The sequence below is a fragment of the Francisella halioticida genome, assembly GCF_002211785.1.
Classification (GTDB): domain Bacteria; phylum Pseudomonadota; class Gammaproteobacteria; order Francisellales; family Francisellaceae; genus Francisella; species Francisella halioticida.
In genome coordinates this window covers 16123-33765 of record NZ_CP022132.1, presented here as the reverse complement: position 1 = coordinate 33765, position 17643 = coordinate 16123, and the positions used below count along the sequence as shown (strand labels likewise).

The following is a 17643-nucleotide window of genomic DNA, read 5'->3' as shown; positions in this document are numbered from 1 at the left end:
GATGAAAAAATTTATTCATCTGCTATTAGTAGCAAGAATGCATGTTTTTAAGGTATATGCTAATGTTGTATTAGCTTTCTGTTGTATTTTAATGAATATAGTTGGCGTACTAGGTGCTTCTCTAAGAGTTCGGCTTTTTGTATGCTGGTTGTGGTCTTGTTTATATAGGCTAGGTGTATTCATTCTGCTACAAATCCATGTAAAGGTAGAAGGAAAAGAAAATATCCCTGACTACCCATGTATTTATGTTTCAAAACATCAATCAATGTTAGAGACCTTTGTTTTTTATGGTTTAATTCGCAAAAGCTGCTTTGTTATGAAACAAGAACTTTTAGAAAAACCTATCTTTGGTAAGACTAATCATTTTGCTGAAGCAATAGGAATAGACAGATCAAAAGGACTTTCTGCTATCAAGAAGGTATTAGAAGATGGCAAAGATCGAGTTAAAAATAAAGGGCTTAGTATTATCATATTTCCAGAAGGTACAAGAGTCCCAGTTGGTGAATATCCAAAGTTTCATCGCTCAGCAATGAAATTAGCTACTGTAACAGATGTTCCTATAGTTCCTGTAGCTCATAATTTTGGAGTTTTCTTTGGTCGTAAAAAGGGAGATTTTATTAAACCTGGAATAGCAAGGATGTCTTTTGAAAAAGTTATAGATCCTAAAAAATACTCAGTCACTGAATTGACTGATATGTGCTACGACATTATTAATGACAAAACAAAATTATTTGGTGGTTAAGCTGCTTATAATGGAGAAATTAGTAATAATTGGGTTATGATCTGATATCCTTTGGCAATTTAAGGCGTATGCTTTTTCTAATTTTAAGCCTCGATATAAAACAAAATCCAAATGATTCTTTTGAAAGGATTTAATTAGCTCTGCTTCTTCAAGGAAAGCTACTCTAAAATTAAATTCTCGGCAAAAGTCTTTTATAAATTTAATTCTTTTTCTATTCCAAGAGTTAAAATCACCTGCAATTATTATAGGGTATTTATATTTTGTTGGGTTTATTACTTCCTTTATCTTTTCAAATTCATACTCATAGACCTTATTGCCTTTAAAATTTATTGCATGAATATTTACCACAATAACTTTTATACCACCAACATTAAAATGTGTAATCAAAGATGCTTTATGAGTGTTTATAACCGACTCACGATGAGTTGTAAGTATCCTCACATTTTTCATCACTGGATAATGACTAACCGTTGCTACACCATAATTATGAGAACGCAGAACAATATTCGAAGCAAAATTGATATCAAATTTATCTATTGGAAACTTAGTCTCATGATGATGAACAGCTTCTTGTAAACAAAAAATATCAATATCATGCTCAGCATGAACTTGATTAATATATGAGTTAAATGTTTGAGAATTTTTATAGTCTATTTTATATGTGTTCCAACTCATTAAACAAAATTTTTTAGATTTATCTCGTCGTACGTTTTCAAACATTAAATATATTTACTTTCTAAACTATAACTTCATTATATATGAAAATATTAATAGAGCTTAAGGTATAATCCTACTTATGAAAAAAAGATTTTCACTCATATGAAAAATATTCCAAAATTTTGGTATGCTATAGCCCATATAAAAGAAATTAAAAATAGGCCTATCAAGCTACAAAGATTTGGTATTAATCTAGTTGCTTGGAAGTCTTCAGAAAATATTGTTGTGATGGAAAATCGCTGCCCTCATAGAGGTGCCGAGCTTAGTTCTGGAAAAATTTGCGATAATGCTATAGCTTGCCCCTTTCACGGCTTTAAATTTAGTAACAATGGTAACTGTATCTACACTCCAGAGACAAAAGGGGCAGTACCAAAATTAAAAGCTAAAACATATCCAACAAAAGTGGTTGCTGATATGCTTTGGATTAATATTTTTGATGAAGAAATTGATAATAGCTATGCTTTTGAATTCATTCAAAAAAACCATAACAACTTCAAAGGTCAGTACTCTCTTCTTACAGATACCTGGCAAAATAATATCCGTCACTGTATAGAAAATCAGCTAGATTACACTCATTTAGCAACTGTGCATAAAAAATCAATTGGTAGAGGATATCAGATTCCAGAAAATATAACCTTAAATATTCAACCTGAATATATTGAAGCAATTAAAAATGATCGGCTGATGTTAAAGTATATTTTTCCAAACTTTTGGCTTTTGAATAATTCTGATAAATTAAAGATTTGTGTCTACTTTGCTCCAATAAATGAGCTCTAAACAAAATTATATCTAATAAATTACCGTAACTTTATGACAAATAAGCTTATAAAATCTCTAGCTGATAAAATATTTAGTATTACTAATAAAATAATTCTTAATGAGGATAAAAAAATTGTGAAAACACAGAAATTTGACCATGACTATAACACTAAAGACTTTCTCTTACGTCATGATCAGATAATAAAAGAGTTCAGAAAAGTTTGGAAAAACTAACAAATCTCTTTTAGTTTAAAATTTAAAATGATATAAAACTATTACCACAATAATATTTTTATTTATTATGAAATATAATCTTTGTATAAGATCACTACATATAGTTTTAGCAAGTTTAATAATCACTCAGCTAATATTAGGCTTTGGATTTGCTTTTGAAATACTCAATTTTAGTTGGATTATAGTGCTACATAAGTCTTTAGGGTTACTGACGTTCTTTGTGATACTAACGCTAGCAGCTGCTAGAATTTTTAGTAAAAAACTTCACTACGATCCTCCTTTACCACTTATACAGTATATAATAGCTAAAATTGTACATTTGGGAATTTACATTTCCGCATTTGGTATGGCATTATCTGGTCTTCTTGGCTCAATGCTAATGAACTATCCTTGGAAAATTTTTTTTATTATTCCCTTCCCTGAGATATTCAAAACAAACTATTCTTTAGGTGTAAAAATATTTAGTTATCACTACGTATTTGCTACTATTTTACTGATATTAGTTGTACTACATATAACTGCAGCTTTATATCATCAGCTAATATTAAAAGACAATATATTAGCTAGAATGAAATAAAAACTATAAATAATCTTTTATAAAAAGAGTACGGAATCAATATGTTACAAAAAAACCAACGTAAAGCACTTTTTCTATCTAGTCTAGGTGGAGTGCTTGAGTTTTATGATTTTATTATTTATCTACTTCTTGCAAGCTATATTGCAAAACTTTTCTTCCCAGTAGAGTCAGCTATTACATCTTTATTAATGACTTTTAGCGGTTATGCTGTAGGATATCTTGCCAGACCTTTTGGGGGAATTATTTTTGGCCACTTTGGTGATAAACATGGCAGAAAAAAAACTTTTACAATATCAATACTCATTATGGCTTTATCTACATTTATTATAGGAGTGCTACCAACATATAACCATATTGGAATTATTGCTCCAGTTCTACTTATACTTTGTAGGATAGCACAAGGTCTTTCTGTAGGAGGTGAAATCCCTGGTGCAATTACCTATATTGGAGAAGCCGCACCTGAAAAAAAAGGCTTTGTTACTGGGGTAATTTTTTGCTTCTTAATATTTGGTGTAGCACTGGGCTTTATTGTTGAAAGCCTATTACTAGAATGTTTTGACAAACAGCAAATATTATCTTATGGCTGGCGCATACCATTTATTCTAGGAGGACTCTTTGGAATTATTGCATACTTCCTTAGACGCGAGCTAATTGATATCAAAGCTTTTACTCCTTTCATAAAAGAAGAATACTCTCTACCTGTGACAAAAATGCTTCTAACACATAGTTGGAATTTTATTTATGCGTGCATAGTGGTTTCGTTTGGGGCTCTTTCCTTTGTAACTCTATTTCTACTATTGCCAACATACTTTACAACGATACTACAGCTGCATCTAAAAAACTTCACATGGATTAATAGTTTTGGAGTTATTATTATTTCAATATTTTGCGTGATCATAGGTTTCTTCGCTGACAAGATAAATCGTTCATTAATTTTACTAGTTAGTATTATAGCTACATGTGTTTTTAGTATTTTTATCTATAAAATATACGTTTACAATCAAGACTCTTATTTTCTAGCTATTGTTATAAGTGCTCTTTTAGTAGCTCTTTTTTGGGGTAATACTCCTGCTATACTTATTGATCTATTTAAGCAAGATATCCGTTATACAGGTATTGGATTCTCTTATAATATTGGCTTTGCAATATTTGGAGGTCTGACTCCAATGATAGTTTTTAGTGCGATTAAGTTTTCGGGTAATAAACTAGCACCTGCTTATATACTTATAGCTGGTGCAATAATTACGCTTATAGCAATGATTATAAATATGTTTATTCAAAGAAAAACAGCTTCAAATTAAAAATTTTTTCTATGTGAGTTTAAACTCTTGTGAATACCTAGTCTCAGGCATTTTATAAATAAGTATGAGTGTAATAATAGAAGATATTATTAGATAAAAGCTCGGGGCATAGCTAGAGTTAAATACTCCTGACAACCAAACACATATCATTGGTGTTGTCCCAGCAAATAGTGCATTGCCTGTATTATATGCTGCAGACATACCACTATACCTATGATTAGTTGGGAAAAGCTCAGCAACTGTTATCTGGAACGAAGCTGTCATTGCCGATATTATAATAGCCAATATAACTTCAGCAATTAATATACTCTCTAAGCCACCTTTATTAAAGAAGATAAACATCGGATAACCAAATATAGCCAACAATAATATTGGTATATATAGTAAAGGCTTTCTTCCATAGATATCAGATAACCAACCAAATAACGGTGACATCGCAGCGTAAAAGCAAGATACAGCTACCGTTATAAACATGATCTTATTAACATCAAATCCCCTATCTGAAATAAAAATATTAGGTAAGAATGTCGCCATCATATAGTATGCTATACCGACATAGCCAGTTAAAACAAAAGTCCAGACTAATGGCATTTTAGGTCCACTCAGAGCATCTTTTAGAGGGCTTTTGCTTAGTTTATTATTCTTTTTCATCTCCTTAAAAAATGGTGATTCTTTGGCTTTATTTTGAATAATTGTTGAAGATATAGCTAAAATTAAACCTATAAAAAAAGCTATTCGCCAACCATAAGATAGCATTTGTTCTTTAGTTAATAAACTAGATAAAACCCCTACAGTTGTTGCACTAAGTATCACTCCTATTTGAGATGCTAAACCTGCCAATGCTGTTGTCAAACCACGATACTTATCCGAAGCACTCTCTGCTAAGGCAACTAAAATACCTGTATATTCACCACCGACAGAAAAGCCTTGCAACATCCTAGCAAATAGCAAAATCAAAATAGCCCATATACCAGCTGATTGATATGTTGGCATCACTGTCATCAATAACATAGGGATACACATCAGTATCATACTTAGCCTAATAGCATAACGCCTGCCTAACCTATCACCTATAGAACCTAATACAAATCCACCCAAAGGTCGCATGATATAACTAGCAGCAAAAATACCAAAAACTGTAATCATAGCTGCAACTTGATCTTCTTTTGGGAAAAAAAGTAGACTTAAGTAGGTTGTTAAATAGCCATATAAACAAAATTCAAACCATTCTAAAACTGCCCCTAAATTAATTATAGAAACTGTTTTTACTTTCTGTTTAAAAGTTAGTTGCTGTATCATCCTAACTTAATAGTTTCTTATATATAGAATTTATTATATATAGATAAAACGTTAATTACATTATTATTTCTATAAATAGTTATCATTATCATTAAAAGCCTTATAGAATAAGGATTTTACAAAATTAATTCCTTATATCTAGTTTATGTATATGATATAATATCTGTATGATCTAAAGTATTCTGTTTGGTCTAAAAATGCACGAATTTTCACTCTGCCAAAGTGTTATCAGTATTGCTGAGAAAATACCTAAAGATAGCTCAAAACAGATAGCTAAAGTCATAGTTAAAATAGGTACTCTAGCTGGTGTTGATATTGAATCTTTTGAGTTTTGGTTTCCTGTAGCAACAAAAGAAAGTATTTTAGAGCAAGCAAAGCTAGAAATAATACATGAACAAGCTATAGCAAAGTGCAAAGTTTGTGAATATGAATTTGAATTAACAAAACTATATGAGCAATGCCCAAGCTGTGGTAGTTTTGAGAAAGATATTCTCAAAGGTAAAAATATGCTCGTAGAATCAATAGTTTTAAATTAAGGAGTTAATTATGTGTACAACTTGCGGATGCGGAACAGATAGTAGCCACCACCATCATCATGGTCATGAGGATGATGTAGTAAAGCTAGAAAAAGCGATCTTAGAAACAAATGATCAATATGCTGAGCAAAATAGAGATGTGCTAGCTAAAGGTAATAACATTGCTCTAAACTTTGTCTCAAGTCCTGGCTCTGGTAAGACATCTCTACTTGAGAGAACTATCAAGGAGCTTGGTAGTAGCCACCCTATCGCAGTCGTTGAAGGTGATCAGCATACAGATCTTGATGCTGAGAGAATCCGTAAAGCAGGTGCAAAAGCTTATCAGATAAATACTGGCAAGGCCTGTCATCTAGATGCTCACATGGTGGGCCATGCTTTTGAACATCTTGGCGATATCAAAGATGGCTTTGTGATGATTGAAAATGTTGGTAACTTGATATGTCCAGCGATGTTTGATCTTGGTGAAAAGCATCGTGTAGCTGTTATCTCAACTACCGAAGGAGCTGACAAGCCACTTAAATACCCAGATATGTTTTATTATGCTGATGTGGTTGTTATCAATAAGATTGATCTATCTCCTTATGTAGATTTTGATATCCAAGAGTGTATCGCAAATATTAAAAAGATTCGTTCAGATGTAAAAATATTTGAACTATCTGTAAAAACTGGCGCTGGTTTTGATATCTGGTTGGATTGGTTGAGAGGTTTGAAATAAATGTAGTTAAAACAATATACCTAGAGTTCAATAATTGATAAAACAATGGAGAAATTAAGTGTCTTTATCTTTTTTAATAGGTTTAATATTAGGTGGTGTTATTACCTATTTAGTAAATAAAAAACTAAATATTGATAACAAAAAACGTGAGCATGTTATTAAAGTTATGTTAGATAATTTTTTAAGATTAGCTAGCGCCATAAAAAAAGAGCAAAATAAAGAAGCTTCAGAATCTTTAATCTCTGTCATATATGAAATACAGTTATTTGGAAATGATGAACAAATAAGATTAGATAAAAAACAGAATACTTATTATAAATAGGAGAACCAATGAAAACACTAGAACAAGGACAATTAGCTCCAAGCTTTAAGCTAGAAAATCAAAATAATGAAGAAGTATCTTTAAGCAATTTTAAAGGTAAAAAGAATGTCTTAATTTACTTTTACCCAAAAGCAATGACTCCAGGTTGTACAACTCAATCTATCGGTCTAAGTAGTATTAGTGACAAGCTAGCTGAGCTTGATACTGTAGTTCTTGGTATTAGTCCAGATGCCCCAAAACGCCTCAAGAAATTTGAGGAACGAGATAACCTAACTGTACAACTTCTAAGTGATGAAGACCACAAAATTGCTGAGCAATTTAGCGTTTGGGGCGAGAAGAAGTTTATGGGTAAAGTATATGATGGTATCCATAGAATTAGCTTCTTTATCGACAAAGACGGCAATATCAATCATGTGTTTAATAAGTTTAAAACTAAAGATCATCATGAGGTTGTCTTAGAGTATATTGAGAATTATAAGAATTCGTAATAAAAGATGTCATTCTATGGCTTGATCATGGAATCCAAAAATTATGGATAAAATCTATAGTTTGACAATGGATACTACGATCAGAACCGTAGTATGACTAATGATTTTAATTAGGTTGGTAAATACCCACCACAAGAGGAAAGAATGCAACAAACCATAACAAAAATTCTCGTCAATGGTATAGTTCAAGGGGTTGGATTCCGCCCTTTTATCTATTGCCTTGCCAAAGATATGGATTTGTGTGGCTCGGTGAAAAATACTCCTAATGGTGTTAAAATCATTCTACAATGTGACGAATCTATTGCAGATAGTTTTATAGCTGATATAAAGGCAAAACTACCTCCTTTAGCTAATATAGAAACTATTGAAAAGACTATTTGCCAAACTGAAACTAAATTTACAGATTTTAAAATCTTAGAAACCCTACAAGGCAACTCAACAACTAAAATACCTGCTGATACTGCTATTTGTAATTCATGCTTAGATGATATTTTTAACCCACGAAGTCGCTACTATCTATATCCATATACTAGCTGTACTCATTGTGGCCCTCGCTTTAGTACGATACAAAGCCTACCTTATGATAGAGATAAAACTACTTATAAAGATTTTCCATTATGTAATGATTGTCTAGCTAGTTATACAAATCCATTAGATAGGCATTATCATGCTCAAACCATTGCATGTTCTAAATGTGGGCCAAAATTATCACATTCTTTTGCAGAGATATCACAAGCTATCAAAGCTGGTAAAATTATCGCCATAAAAAGTCAAAATGGCTTTAAGCTAGTTGTAAATGCTACAAATACTCAAGCAGTCACAAAACTCCGCAACAGAAAGCATCGCCCTAATAAACCATTTGCTTTAATGGCTTTAAATACTCAAAGCATACAAAAGCATTCTGCAGAAGTTACCACACAGCAAGCTGAGTTACTAAACTCTACTATTAAACCGATAGTTTTACTTAAAAGACACGTTACTAGTAATATAAGCAAAGCCATTGCATCTAATATAAATCAGCTTGGTTTTATGTTACCAACGACCGGGACTGATTATATCCTTTTTTATCATTTATTAAATCAACCTCAGGGTTCTAGTTGGCTTAGTGAAGCTTATGATTTAGTTTTGATAGCCACAAGTGCAAATATCTCTGGTGAAAGTATCATTGCAGATAATAATGAAGCTCACGAAAAGCTCAAAGATATCGCTGATCTTATAGTTACAGATAATCGTGACATTGCGATAAAAAGTGATGATAGTGTCTTTCATACTATTATAGGAAAGAATCTACCTATCAGAAGATCTCGAGGTCTTGTACCACAATCAATACAGCTATCAGATAGCTTACCAGATATATTAGCCACTGGAGCATTTTTAAAGAATACTTTTTGCTTTATCAAAGATAATCAAGCTTTTGTATCGCAACATATTGGTAATATGGATAGCCAAGCTAATATAGAGTTCTTCGAGCTGTCTTTGGAGCATTTCCAAAAGATGTTTGGGCTTAAGTTTGATGGTATTGCTTGTGATTTACATCCTGATATTTATACTACGCATTTTGCCCAGAAATTTAATCTACCAATTTATCAGATCCAACATCATCAAGCACATCTTACTGCTGTAATAGCTGAGCATAATTTACAAGATCAAGCTATAGGTTTAGTACTAGATGGTTTTGGTTTAGGTGAAGATGGTTTAGCTAGAGGTGGTGAGCTTTATCATTGTGATATTGATAACTTAGAATTTAATAGAATTGGTGAGCTAGACCCTATCGAATATATTGGTGGTGACAAAGTAGCTAAAGAACCTTGGCGTATAGCTTTAGCATTATGTCATAAATATAATCTTGAGATATCGAATCATCTCAAAGAATTTCCGCAAGCTGAAAACATTATTAAACTTTTGCAAAATAATTCCCTACCAAAGAGTAAAACTACCAGTATGGGTAGACTATTTGATGCTGTTTCTAGCCTACTTAACATTTGTCATATAAATAGCTATGAATCCCAAAGTGCAATGGAATTAGAGTCATTAGCTAATCAAATAACTATTGAAAATAATCTATTTAAAATATCTTGTGAAAATACATTAATTTTAGAAAAACTATTCAAAGCTATTATTAAATCTAGTGATAAATCTATAGCTAGTAATCTATGGCATGGCTCTCTAGCTTATGCTTTAGTTGAATGGGTTAGTAAATCAGCTCAAGAGAAAAATATAAAAACAATAATACTAAGTGGTGGCTGTTTTCAAAATAAACTACTACTTACTGAGGTTTATACTCAACTTAAGGAATTGGGTTTTAATGTTTACATCTCAGAAAAAGTACCTCTAAATGATGGCAGTATAAGTCTTGGACAAGCTTGGCTTGGAGCCAAAAAATTTAAAAAAGGTGAAATAAAATGTGTTTAGCGATACCTGCAGAAATTGTAGAAATTAAAGAAGATAATCAGGCAGTAGTAAATGTTGGCGGAGTCAAAAAAGAAGTCTCACTAACTTTACTGGCAGAGAATATAGAAATTGGTGACTTTGTCATCATTCACGTTGGCTTTGCATTAAGTAAATTAGACAAACAAATGGCTCAGCAGACTCTCAAAAATTTTGAAGAAATGTTACAATATAAGTAAGGGGTGATGTTATGGATTACATACAAGAATTTAGGGCCCCGAAAGTTGCAAAAACTCTTTTACAACAAATAGCTAAAGAAGTTGACCCTAATAGACAATACAATTTAATGGAGTTCTGTGGCGGGCATACACACGCCTTACACCGTTATGGTATTCCTAGTCTATTACCTGAAAATATCAAAATGATACATGGCCCAGGTTGCCCTGTTTGTGTACTACCGATCAAAAGAGTTGATCAAGCAATATTTTTAGCATCTCAAGAAAACGTCATATTTTGTAGTTATGCAGATATGCTACGTGTACCTGGATCTCATCAAGATAGCCTAATCAAAGCTAAGGCTCGTGGTGCTGATGTACGCATGATGTATTCAGTAGAAGATGCTCTAAAGCTTGCTGAAGAGAACCCTAATAAGAAAGTTATCTTCTTTGCTATTGGTTTTGAGACAACTACTCCACCAACTACTGTAGCTATACAGTTAGCGATAGCTAAAAAGTTAGATAATTTTCTAATATTTTGTAATCACGTGCTTACACCTATAGCTATGCAAGCTATTTTATCTGAAGATGTCAAAATTGATGGCTTTTTAGGCCCATCTCATGTCAGCGTAATCATTGGTAGTAATGCTTATGATAAAGTGACTAAAGAATATCAAAAACCAATGGTTGTCGCAGGGTTTGAACCTTTAGATGTACTACAATCTATACTAATGCTTATCAAGATGATAAATGCTGGAAAAATAGGCGTAGAAAACCAGTATACAAGGGCTGTTGTACCAGACGGTAACCAACTAGCACAAAACTTAATATCCAAATATCTAACAATTAGAGACACTTTTGAATGGCGTGGCCTTGGATATATTCCAAACAGTGCCTTAGAAATAAAAGAAGAATATGCAAAGTTTGATGCTGAAAAATATTACCAAATAACCGAAGTGCAAGGGATAGAACATAAGCAATGTGCTTGTCCTGATATTCTAAGGGGTCTTAAAGAGCCTAAAGATTGTAGATTATTTGGTGTGGTTTGTACTCCAGAACAACCAATGGGAGCTTGTATGGTTTCATCAGAAGGCGCTTGTGCGGCACATTACCAATACGGAGACTAAAATGGCTATAAAATTAAACATTAAAAATGGTGTAGTTGATCTAGCTATGGGAGCTGGCGGTAAAGCTATGCATCATTTAATAGAGCAGATGATAAAGAAAAGTTTTGATAGCCAATATCTAGCTCAATCAGAAGATCAGGCTATACTGCCACAGATAAATGGTAAGATCGCAATGACTACAGATAGCTATGTTATTACACCATATTTTTTTAGCGGTGGTAATATTGGTAGTCTTGCAATTCATGGTACTGTTAATGATCTAGTAGTCGGCGGTGCTAAACCTTTATATATATCTGTTGGTCTTATCTTAGAAGAAGGTCTTCCTCTTAAAGATCTAAAAATAATCTTAGCCTCTATGGCAGAGGCTGCGAAAAAAGCTAATGTCCAAATCGTAACTGGTGATACTAAAGTTGTTGAGAAAGGTAAAGGTGATGGCATCTTTATCAATACATCAGGTGTTGGTGTTATTCGTGATGATTTTGTCACTAGAGATATTCTAGAGGATGGCGATGAGATTATTATAAATGGATCGCTAGGTGATCATGGTATTGCTGTAATGTCACAACGAGTTGGACTAGATTTTAAGTGCCAAATTGTAAGTGATGCAACATCTCTAGATGATTTAGTTGGGTCAATTTATAAAAACAATTGTAAAGTGAAAACTATGCGTGACCCTACTCGTGGAGGTGTCGGCGCAACACTTAATGAATGGGCTAACCAACATAATGTAGCTATTGAAATAGATGAAGAAAAGCTTTTTATATCTACACAAGTTCAATCGGCATGTGAGCTTCTTGGTTTAGATCCTTTATATATAGCCAATGAAGGCAAAGTTTTAATCGCTTGTAAGCCTAGTCAGACTCAAAAGGTTTTAGACTGCTTAAGGGGTCATCCATTAGGAAAAAATGCCCAAGTGATAGCAACCGTAAGAAAAAGTGAACAGCCACAAGTATTTATGAAAACTACATTTGGTGGTAAAAGACGCGTGGACTGGTTAAGTGGTGAGCAATTACCAAGAATATGTTAAGGAGAATAACATGAGTCAGTTTTATTTTTTAAAACATGATGATCTAGATAGGATGATTTCTTACTTCTCAGGGCAAGGCTATGAAGTTATGGCACCAGCAGTTAGAGATAAATCTATTGTTTATGACAATATAAATAATGCAAGCGAGCTTCCGTGGGGCTATGTAGATATACAAGAACCTGCAAAATATGAAGTCATCAAAACAGATGCAAAAAAAGCTTTTGGTTGGAGCGTACCTGTTCAATCTGTTAAGCCGATGCTTTTTGAAGAGAAAGAAACTCTTTGGAAAGTTTCACGTAATGAGAATGGTAAGCTAACATTCAATCAAAGTTTAAATAAAAAAAAATATGCTGTCTTAGGCGTCAGACCTTGTGATCTAAGAGCTATTGAAATTCAAGATAGAGTCTTTGTTGAAAATGCCTATCAAGATGTACGCTACAAGGCTAGAAGAGAAGCTCTGTTTATTGTAGCAGCTAATTGTACCACTGCTCATAGTAACTGTTTTTGCATCGCTCTAGGTGACAAACCTGAGGCTGATAAAGGTTTTGATCTAGCTATGACAGAGATTGAGAATGGCTTTGTGATAGAAATAGGCAGTGATAAAGGTAGACAAGTAATATTAGCTCTACAATTAGAACCAGCAACAGGTGCGCAAACATATCAAGCTGAGCAAAAAGTAAAAGCTGTATATGGTATGCAACAAAAAACCCTACCACCAATAGCACAAGTAGAAAAGGCACTAACTAGCTCTTATGACCATCCACAATGGAATGATGTCGCAGAAAGGTGCTTATCTTGTGGTAGCTGTACGCAATCATGCCCTACTTGTTTTTGTCATACAGAAAAAGAGCAACCGAGCTTAGATGGCAAAGAAAGTGAGCATACGCGTGAATGGGACTCATGCTTTGGCTTAGATCATAGCTATACCCATGGTGAACTATACCGCGAAGAGCCAAAACACAGATATCGTCAATGGCTAACTCACAAATTTGGTACTTGGAGAGAGCAGTTTAAAACTAAAGGCTGTGTTGGTTGTGGCCGTTGTGTCACATGGTGCCCTGTAAAAATTGATGTTACAGAAGAAATTAATGCTATTTGTGAGGAGAAATAATTATGATATATCCTCAAGATGCTTATTTACCTCATGAAGCTGAGATAATAGAATTTATCCAAGATGCTGAAGATATTTTCACGTTACGTTTACGCTTTGTAGATGAAGAATTACGTAAAAATTACACATTCCATCCAGGTCAATTTAATATGATATATCTATATGGTGTCGGTGAAGTAGCTATATCTATTGTCAATGATAGAAATTTTGCTGATGATATCTTTGAACATACTATCCAAGTAGTTGGGCGTATAACCAAAGGTATGAACAAACTTAGAACTGGTGAAACTATTGGTGTTAGAGGTCCATTTGGGAGCTCTTGGCCTCTAAAGCAAGCTAGAGGTAAAGATGTTGTAATCATGACTGGTGGTCTTGGCAATGCTCCTCTAGTTGCAGCAACAGAAGAGATTATGAAAGATAGAGACAACTATGGCAAAGTATATGTTGTGCAAGGTATTCGTGATACTTCTGGACTTATCTATCAAGATAAATATACAAACTGGAATAACCAGCCAAATACACAAGTACTTCTAGCTGCTACAGCTGGCGAGCCTCATGGTCCATGGAAGTGGTATGATGGCTTTGTAACTGCAGCAATTCCAGATTTAGATATTGATTATGCAAATACTTATGTGATGAGTGTTGGCCCTGAAATCATGATGAAAAATGCTGCTAAAGAATTTGCTAAAGCTGGTGTACCAGAGGAGCAAATATTTATCAGCTTAGAGCGTAGTATGAAATGTGCTATCGGACATTGTGGTCATTGCCAAATGGGTAAAGAATTTGTCTGTAAAGATGGTCCAGTATACGCCTATCCAGCTGTTAAAAAACTATTAGAAATAAAAGGAGTATAATTATGTCAGCTCAAGATAAGTTAAAAAATTTAGCTCCTCATCCTAAAATAGCAGTACATAAGTTTAGCTCATGCGATGGTTGCCAGTTAGCATTATTAAATGATGCTGTATCACTAATTACATTAGCTGAAATGGTTGATATTGTACACTTTGCTGAAGCTGGACCTCTTGACGAGTTTGCAGAGGTTGATATTGCTTTTATCGAAGGTAGTGTAAACACTCATCATGATATTCCTCGTTTAGAAAAAATTAGAGAAAAGGCAAAATATATTGTTGCTATTGGTGCCTGTGCAATAGCTGGAGGTATACAAGCTCTAAGAAACTTTACCAACGAAGCTGAACTTCTAGAATGGCAAAAAGCTGTTTACCCTCAAGAGACTCAAGTAATCATTGATGGAGATTTATCAACTGCTAAAGCTATTAAAGAATATGTGAATGTTGATTTTGAAATTTCTGGTTGTCCAATAACTACTGAGCAAATAATTAAAGCTATTCGTCAGCTACTATTTGGCGTAGAGCCAGAAAAAGTTGTTGATCCTGTTTGCACTAGTTGTAAGCATGCTGGCGTTACTTGTGTAATGGTTGCAAAAGATGAGCCTTGCCTAGGCCCTGTAATTGCAGATGGTTGTGGTGCAATATGTCCCAAACTTGGTCGAGGGTGCTATGGCTGCTTTGGAGCATCAAAATATGCAAACCTAGGCGCTATGACACACAAACTAAAAGAGTTAGGTCTATCAGATAAACAAATTCATGATAAATATAAATTTATAAGTAGCCAAGATGATGTATTTAAAAAGGCTGGAGTATAATTATGAGTAAAGAGACAGTTATAGAAGTACCTATTTTAGCGCGCGTTGAAGGTGAAGGTGCTCTAGATTTAAGAATTAAGGATGGCAAGATATATAAATGCGATCTAAGAATCTATGAACCACCACGCTATTTTGAAAAATTCCTTGAAGGTAGAGAGCCAAATGCAATTATAGATGCTGTAGCACGTATTTGTGGTATTTGCCCTCTTGCATATCAAGCAGGCTTCTCGAGAGCTTTTGAAACAGCTTTTGATATTACTAGAACTCAATGGGTAGATGATATGCGACTATTGATGTTTTTAGGCGAATGGATGGAGTCACACTATTTACATGTACACTTATTAGCAGCTCCAGATTTTTTAGGTTATAGATCAGCTATCGAAATGGCTAAAGACTACCCTAAAGAAGTAATGCGTGGAGTTAAACTACAACACTTAGGTAATGATATTCTTAAACTTTTAGGTGGTAGATCTGTCCATCCTAATGGTATGAAAGTTGGCGGATTTTATAAAGCTCCTTTGGTTAAAAAAGTTCATGCTTTGATTCCTAAGCTAAAAGACGCTCTAAATGATGCTAAAGATGTTATACACTGGGTATCAACACTATCATTTCCTGATACAACTATTCCTTTTAAGATGGTTAGTTTATCTCATCCTACAGAGTACCCTGTATTTGGTGATGATGTAATTACTAGTGATAATGAGAAATTTCATATAAGTGAATACGATGATCATTTTAGAGAGTTTCATGCTGTTCAATCTACAGCACTACACTCTACTACCCATGATGGTGAGCCAATACTTTTAGGACCTCTTTCTAGAATCAATTTAAACTTTGAAAAACTACCTAAACATATCCAAGAAATGGCTCATGCTACAGGTGTTAAATGGCCAAGTAGAAATATGTTTCATTCGGTCATTGCTAGAGCTATTGAGGGGTATTGGGCTATCGAAAGAGCATTAAAAGTTTGTGAGAACTACTCTTATACAGATACTCCTTGTGTTGATTATAAGGTCAAAGCCGCTGATGCTTGGGGTGCTGTAGAAGCACCAAGAGGACTTCAAATAGATCATATAAAACTCAATGATAGAGGTTTAGCTGAAAAAATTAGAATATCAGCTCCTACATCACAAAACTTGCCCTGTATTGAAGCTAACTTACGCATGGCTTTAGAAAGCTTTGGTCTAGATAAGTCAGAAGATGAGATAAGATTGCATGCTGAGATGGTTATTCGTAACTATGACCCATGTATTTCTTGCTCTGCACATTTCTTAACTTTGAATATTGATAGAAATTAGTCTGCATAATTTAATTAACAATTCTGTCGTCCTATAGCTTGACTATAGGATCTATTTAGCAGATTATAATATTTTGAAAAATGGCATAACTATCTTAGGTTAACACAAGGAAATTTATATGAGAAAAAATATAACTATTTTCTCTATTCTAATTTTAGCATTACTATTATTTCTAGCAACTCAAGATATCAAAATGCTTAGTATGATTGGTATTGCATTTTTATTAGGTCTTAGGCATGGTTTTGATGCTGATCATATAGTTGCTATAGATAATGTAACTAGGCAGTTAGTAGCCCAAAATAGGGCAAGTTTCAAGACTGGTTTATTTTTTGCACTAGGTCATTCAACAGTTGTTTTTTTATTAACTCTACTAATAGTTATCGGCTTTAGTTTTGCAAGTATCGAGAAAACTAGCGCTTTAGATATTGGTGCATTCTTTGGGACAGTTGTATCAGCTATCTTTTTATTCCTAACAGGTACAATGAGTTTAGTATCTCTAAAGGAAATGCTGAAAAACAAAGTATCTAAAACACACGACCATACTTCAAACTCAATATTAGCAAATATTTTTAGACCCCTAATCAAAGCTATTGATAGACCGTATAAAATGTATTTTATTGGTTTTTTATTTGGCTTGGGGTTTGATACTGCAACAGAAATAGCTCTTTTAGGTATGGCTGCAACAAATGTGCTAAATGGTCTATCTGTTTGGTATATTATGCTACTACCTTTCTCATTTGCTCTAGGTATGATAATTATCGATTCTCTTGATGCTGGATTGATGTCAAAAGTTTTGAGTATTAACTCAAAAGAGCAAAAGTTTTATCATTATAACGTTATAATACTATGTATTGTAATAGCTGCTGCTTACATCATTGCATTAATTGAATTACTCGGGTTATTAAATACAAATATAATAACAGTCAATCTAATCACAGGCTTTATTGATAATAACTCTCCTACTATCGGACTTAGCTTGATCGCTATTTTCTCGATGTTTTTTATGCTTAAAATTGCAGGTGGATATTCAAGAAGAAAAATAAAATAATGTTTTATAGTGATAGATCTTTCATCTGTCTTTTTCTGGACAGCTCAATATACTATCCCTACGGAAATATACTTAG

Annotated in this window: 18 protein-coding genes and 1 pseudogene; 17 read left to right on the top strand and 2 right to left on the bottom strand. The window is 33.5% G+C overall.

Going from position 1 to position 17643, the window contains the following annotated elements; translation table 11 throughout:
- Position 1: 1 nt before the first annotated feature.
- Complete coding sequence (locus CDV26_RS00215) at positions 2-742, top strand: lysophospholipid acyltransferase family protein (RefSeq protein WP_088771584.1); 741 nt, start codon at positions 2-4, stop codon at positions 740-742.
- On the opposite strand, the gene CDV26_RS00210 is transcribed toward CDV26_RS00215, so the two are convergent.
- Positions 728-1462 (bottom strand): endonuclease/exonuclease/phosphatase family protein, encoded by a 735-nt coding sequence (locus tag CDV26_RS00210; protein ID WP_088771583.1) that lies wholly within the window; start codon positions 1460-1462, stop codon positions 728-730. The two genes, CDV26_RS00215 and CDV26_RS00210, sit on opposite strands and share 15 nt — an antisense overlap.
- A gap of 99 nt (positions 1463-1561) precedes the next feature.
- On the opposite strand from CDV26_RS00210, the pseudogene CDV26_RS00205 reads away from it, so the two are divergent.
- The 3 genes and pseudogenes from CDV26_RS00205 (at position 1562) to CDV26_RS00195 (ending at position 4330) form a co-directional block, all read left to right on the top strand.
- Positions 1562-2452, top strand: a pseudogene (locus CDV26_RS00205) (Rieske 2Fe-2S domain-containing protein).
- Between the two features lie 67 nt (positions 2453-2519).
- Positions 2520-3029: a cytochrome b gene (locus CDV26_RS00200; protein ID WP_088771582.1), complete on the top strand. Its 510-nt coding sequence runs from the start codon at positions 2520-2522 to the stop codon at positions 3027-3029.
- 41 nt (positions 3030-3070) lie between these two features.
- On the top strand, positions 3071-4330 hold the full coding sequence (locus CDV26_RS00195) for an MFS transporter (RefSeq protein ID WP_088771581.1): 1260 nt from the start codon (positions 3071-3073) through the stop codon (positions 4328-4330).
- 9 nt (positions 4331-4339) lie between these two features.
- Here CDV26_RS00195 and CDV26_RS00190 read toward each other — a convergent pair whose 3' ends face one another.
- The gene (locus tag CDV26_RS00190) at positions 4340-5629 is read right to left on the bottom strand and encodes an MFS transporter (RefSeq protein ID WP_088771580.1); all 1290 of its coding nucleotides are present in this window, start codon (positions 5627-5629) and stop codon (positions 4340-4342) included.
- Positions 5630-5826: 197 nt separating this feature from the next.
- Between CDV26_RS00190 and hypA the strand changes: the two genes are divergently transcribed.
- The 13 genes from hypA (at position 5827) to CDV26_RS00125 (ending at position 17567) form a co-directional block, all read left to right on the top strand.
- Positions 5827-6165: a hydrogenase maturation nickel metallochaperone HypA gene (gene hypA / locus CDV26_RS00185; RefSeq protein WP_088771579.1), complete on the top strand. Its 339-nt coding sequence runs from the start codon at positions 5827-5829 to the stop codon at positions 6163-6165.
- Positions 6166-6175: 10 nt separating this feature from the next.
- Positions 6176-6880: a hydrogenase nickel incorporation protein HypB gene (gene hypB / locus CDV26_RS00180; protein WP_088771578.1), complete on the top strand. Its 705-nt coding sequence runs from the start codon at positions 6176-6178 to the stop codon at positions 6878-6880.
- Positions 6881-6938: 58 nt separating this feature from the next.
- Positions 6939-7202, top strand: a complete 264-nt coding sequence (locus CDV26_RS00175) for a hypothetical protein (RefSeq protein ID WP_088771577.1) — start codon at positions 6939-6941, stop codon at positions 7200-7202.
- 8 nt (positions 7203-7210) lie between these two features.
- Positions 7211-7690, top strand: a complete 480-nt coding sequence (gene bcp, locus CDV26_RS00170; RefSeq protein WP_088771576.1) for a thioredoxin-dependent thiol peroxidase — start codon at positions 7211-7213, stop codon at positions 7688-7690.
- Between the two features lie 144 nt (positions 7691-7834).
- Positions 7835-10102 carry a carbamoyltransferase HypF gene (gene hypF / locus CDV26_RS00165; protein WP_088771575.1) on the top strand — a complete coding sequence of 756 codons (2268 nt, stop codon included), beginning with the start codon at positions 7835-7837 and terminating at the stop codon, positions 10100-10102.
- Entirely contained in the window at positions 10093-10317 is a 225-nt protein-coding gene (locus tag CDV26_RS00160) for a HypC/HybG/HupF family hydrogenase formation chaperone (RefSeq protein ID WP_088771574.1), read from the top strand. The genes hypF and CDV26_RS00160 overlap by 10 nt, the downstream gene beginning before the upstream one ends.
- Positions 10318-10328: 11 nt before the next feature.
- Positions 10329-11420, top strand: coding sequence for a hydrogenase formation protein HypD (gene hypD / locus CDV26_RS00155; RefSeq protein WP_088771573.1), 1092 nt, complete (start codon positions 10329-10331; stop codon positions 11418-11420).
- 1 nt (position 11421) lies between these two features.
- On the top strand, positions 11422-12447 hold the full coding sequence (gene hypE, locus CDV26_RS00150; protein WP_088771572.1) for a hydrogenase expression/formation protein HypE: 1026 nt from the start codon (positions 11422-11424) through the stop codon (positions 12445-12447).
- A 10-nt stretch (positions 12448-12457) separates the two neighbouring features.
- Positions 12458-13558 (top strand): 4Fe-4S dicluster domain-containing protein, encoded by a 1101-nt coding sequence (locus CDV26_RS00145; RefSeq protein WP_088771571.1) that lies wholly within the window; start codon positions 12458-12460, stop codon positions 13556-13558.
- 2 nt (positions 13559-13560) lie between these two features.
- Positions 13561-14412, top strand: a complete 852-nt coding sequence (locus CDV26_RS00140; protein WP_088771570.1) for an FAD/NAD(P)-binding protein — start codon at positions 13561-13563, stop codon at positions 14410-14412.
- A gap of 2 nt (positions 14413-14414) precedes the next feature.
- Positions 14415-15221, top strand: coding sequence for an NADH-quinone oxidoreductase subunit B family protein (locus CDV26_RS00135; RefSeq protein WP_088771569.1), 807 nt, complete (start codon positions 14415-14417; stop codon positions 15219-15221).
- A gap of 2 nt (positions 15222-15223) precedes the next feature.
- Positions 15224-16519 carry a Ni/Fe hydrogenase subunit alpha gene (locus CDV26_RS00130; RefSeq protein WP_088771568.1) on the top strand — a complete coding sequence of 432 codons (1296 nt, stop codon included), beginning with the start codon at positions 15224-15226 and terminating at the stop codon, positions 16517-16519.
- Positions 16520-16637: 118 nt separating this feature from the next.
- Entirely contained in the window at positions 16638-17567 is a 930-nt protein-coding gene (locus CDV26_RS00125) for a HoxN/HupN/NixA family nickel/cobalt transporter (protein WP_088771567.1), read from the top strand.
- The last annotated feature ends 76 nt before the right edge of the window (positions 17568-17643 follow it).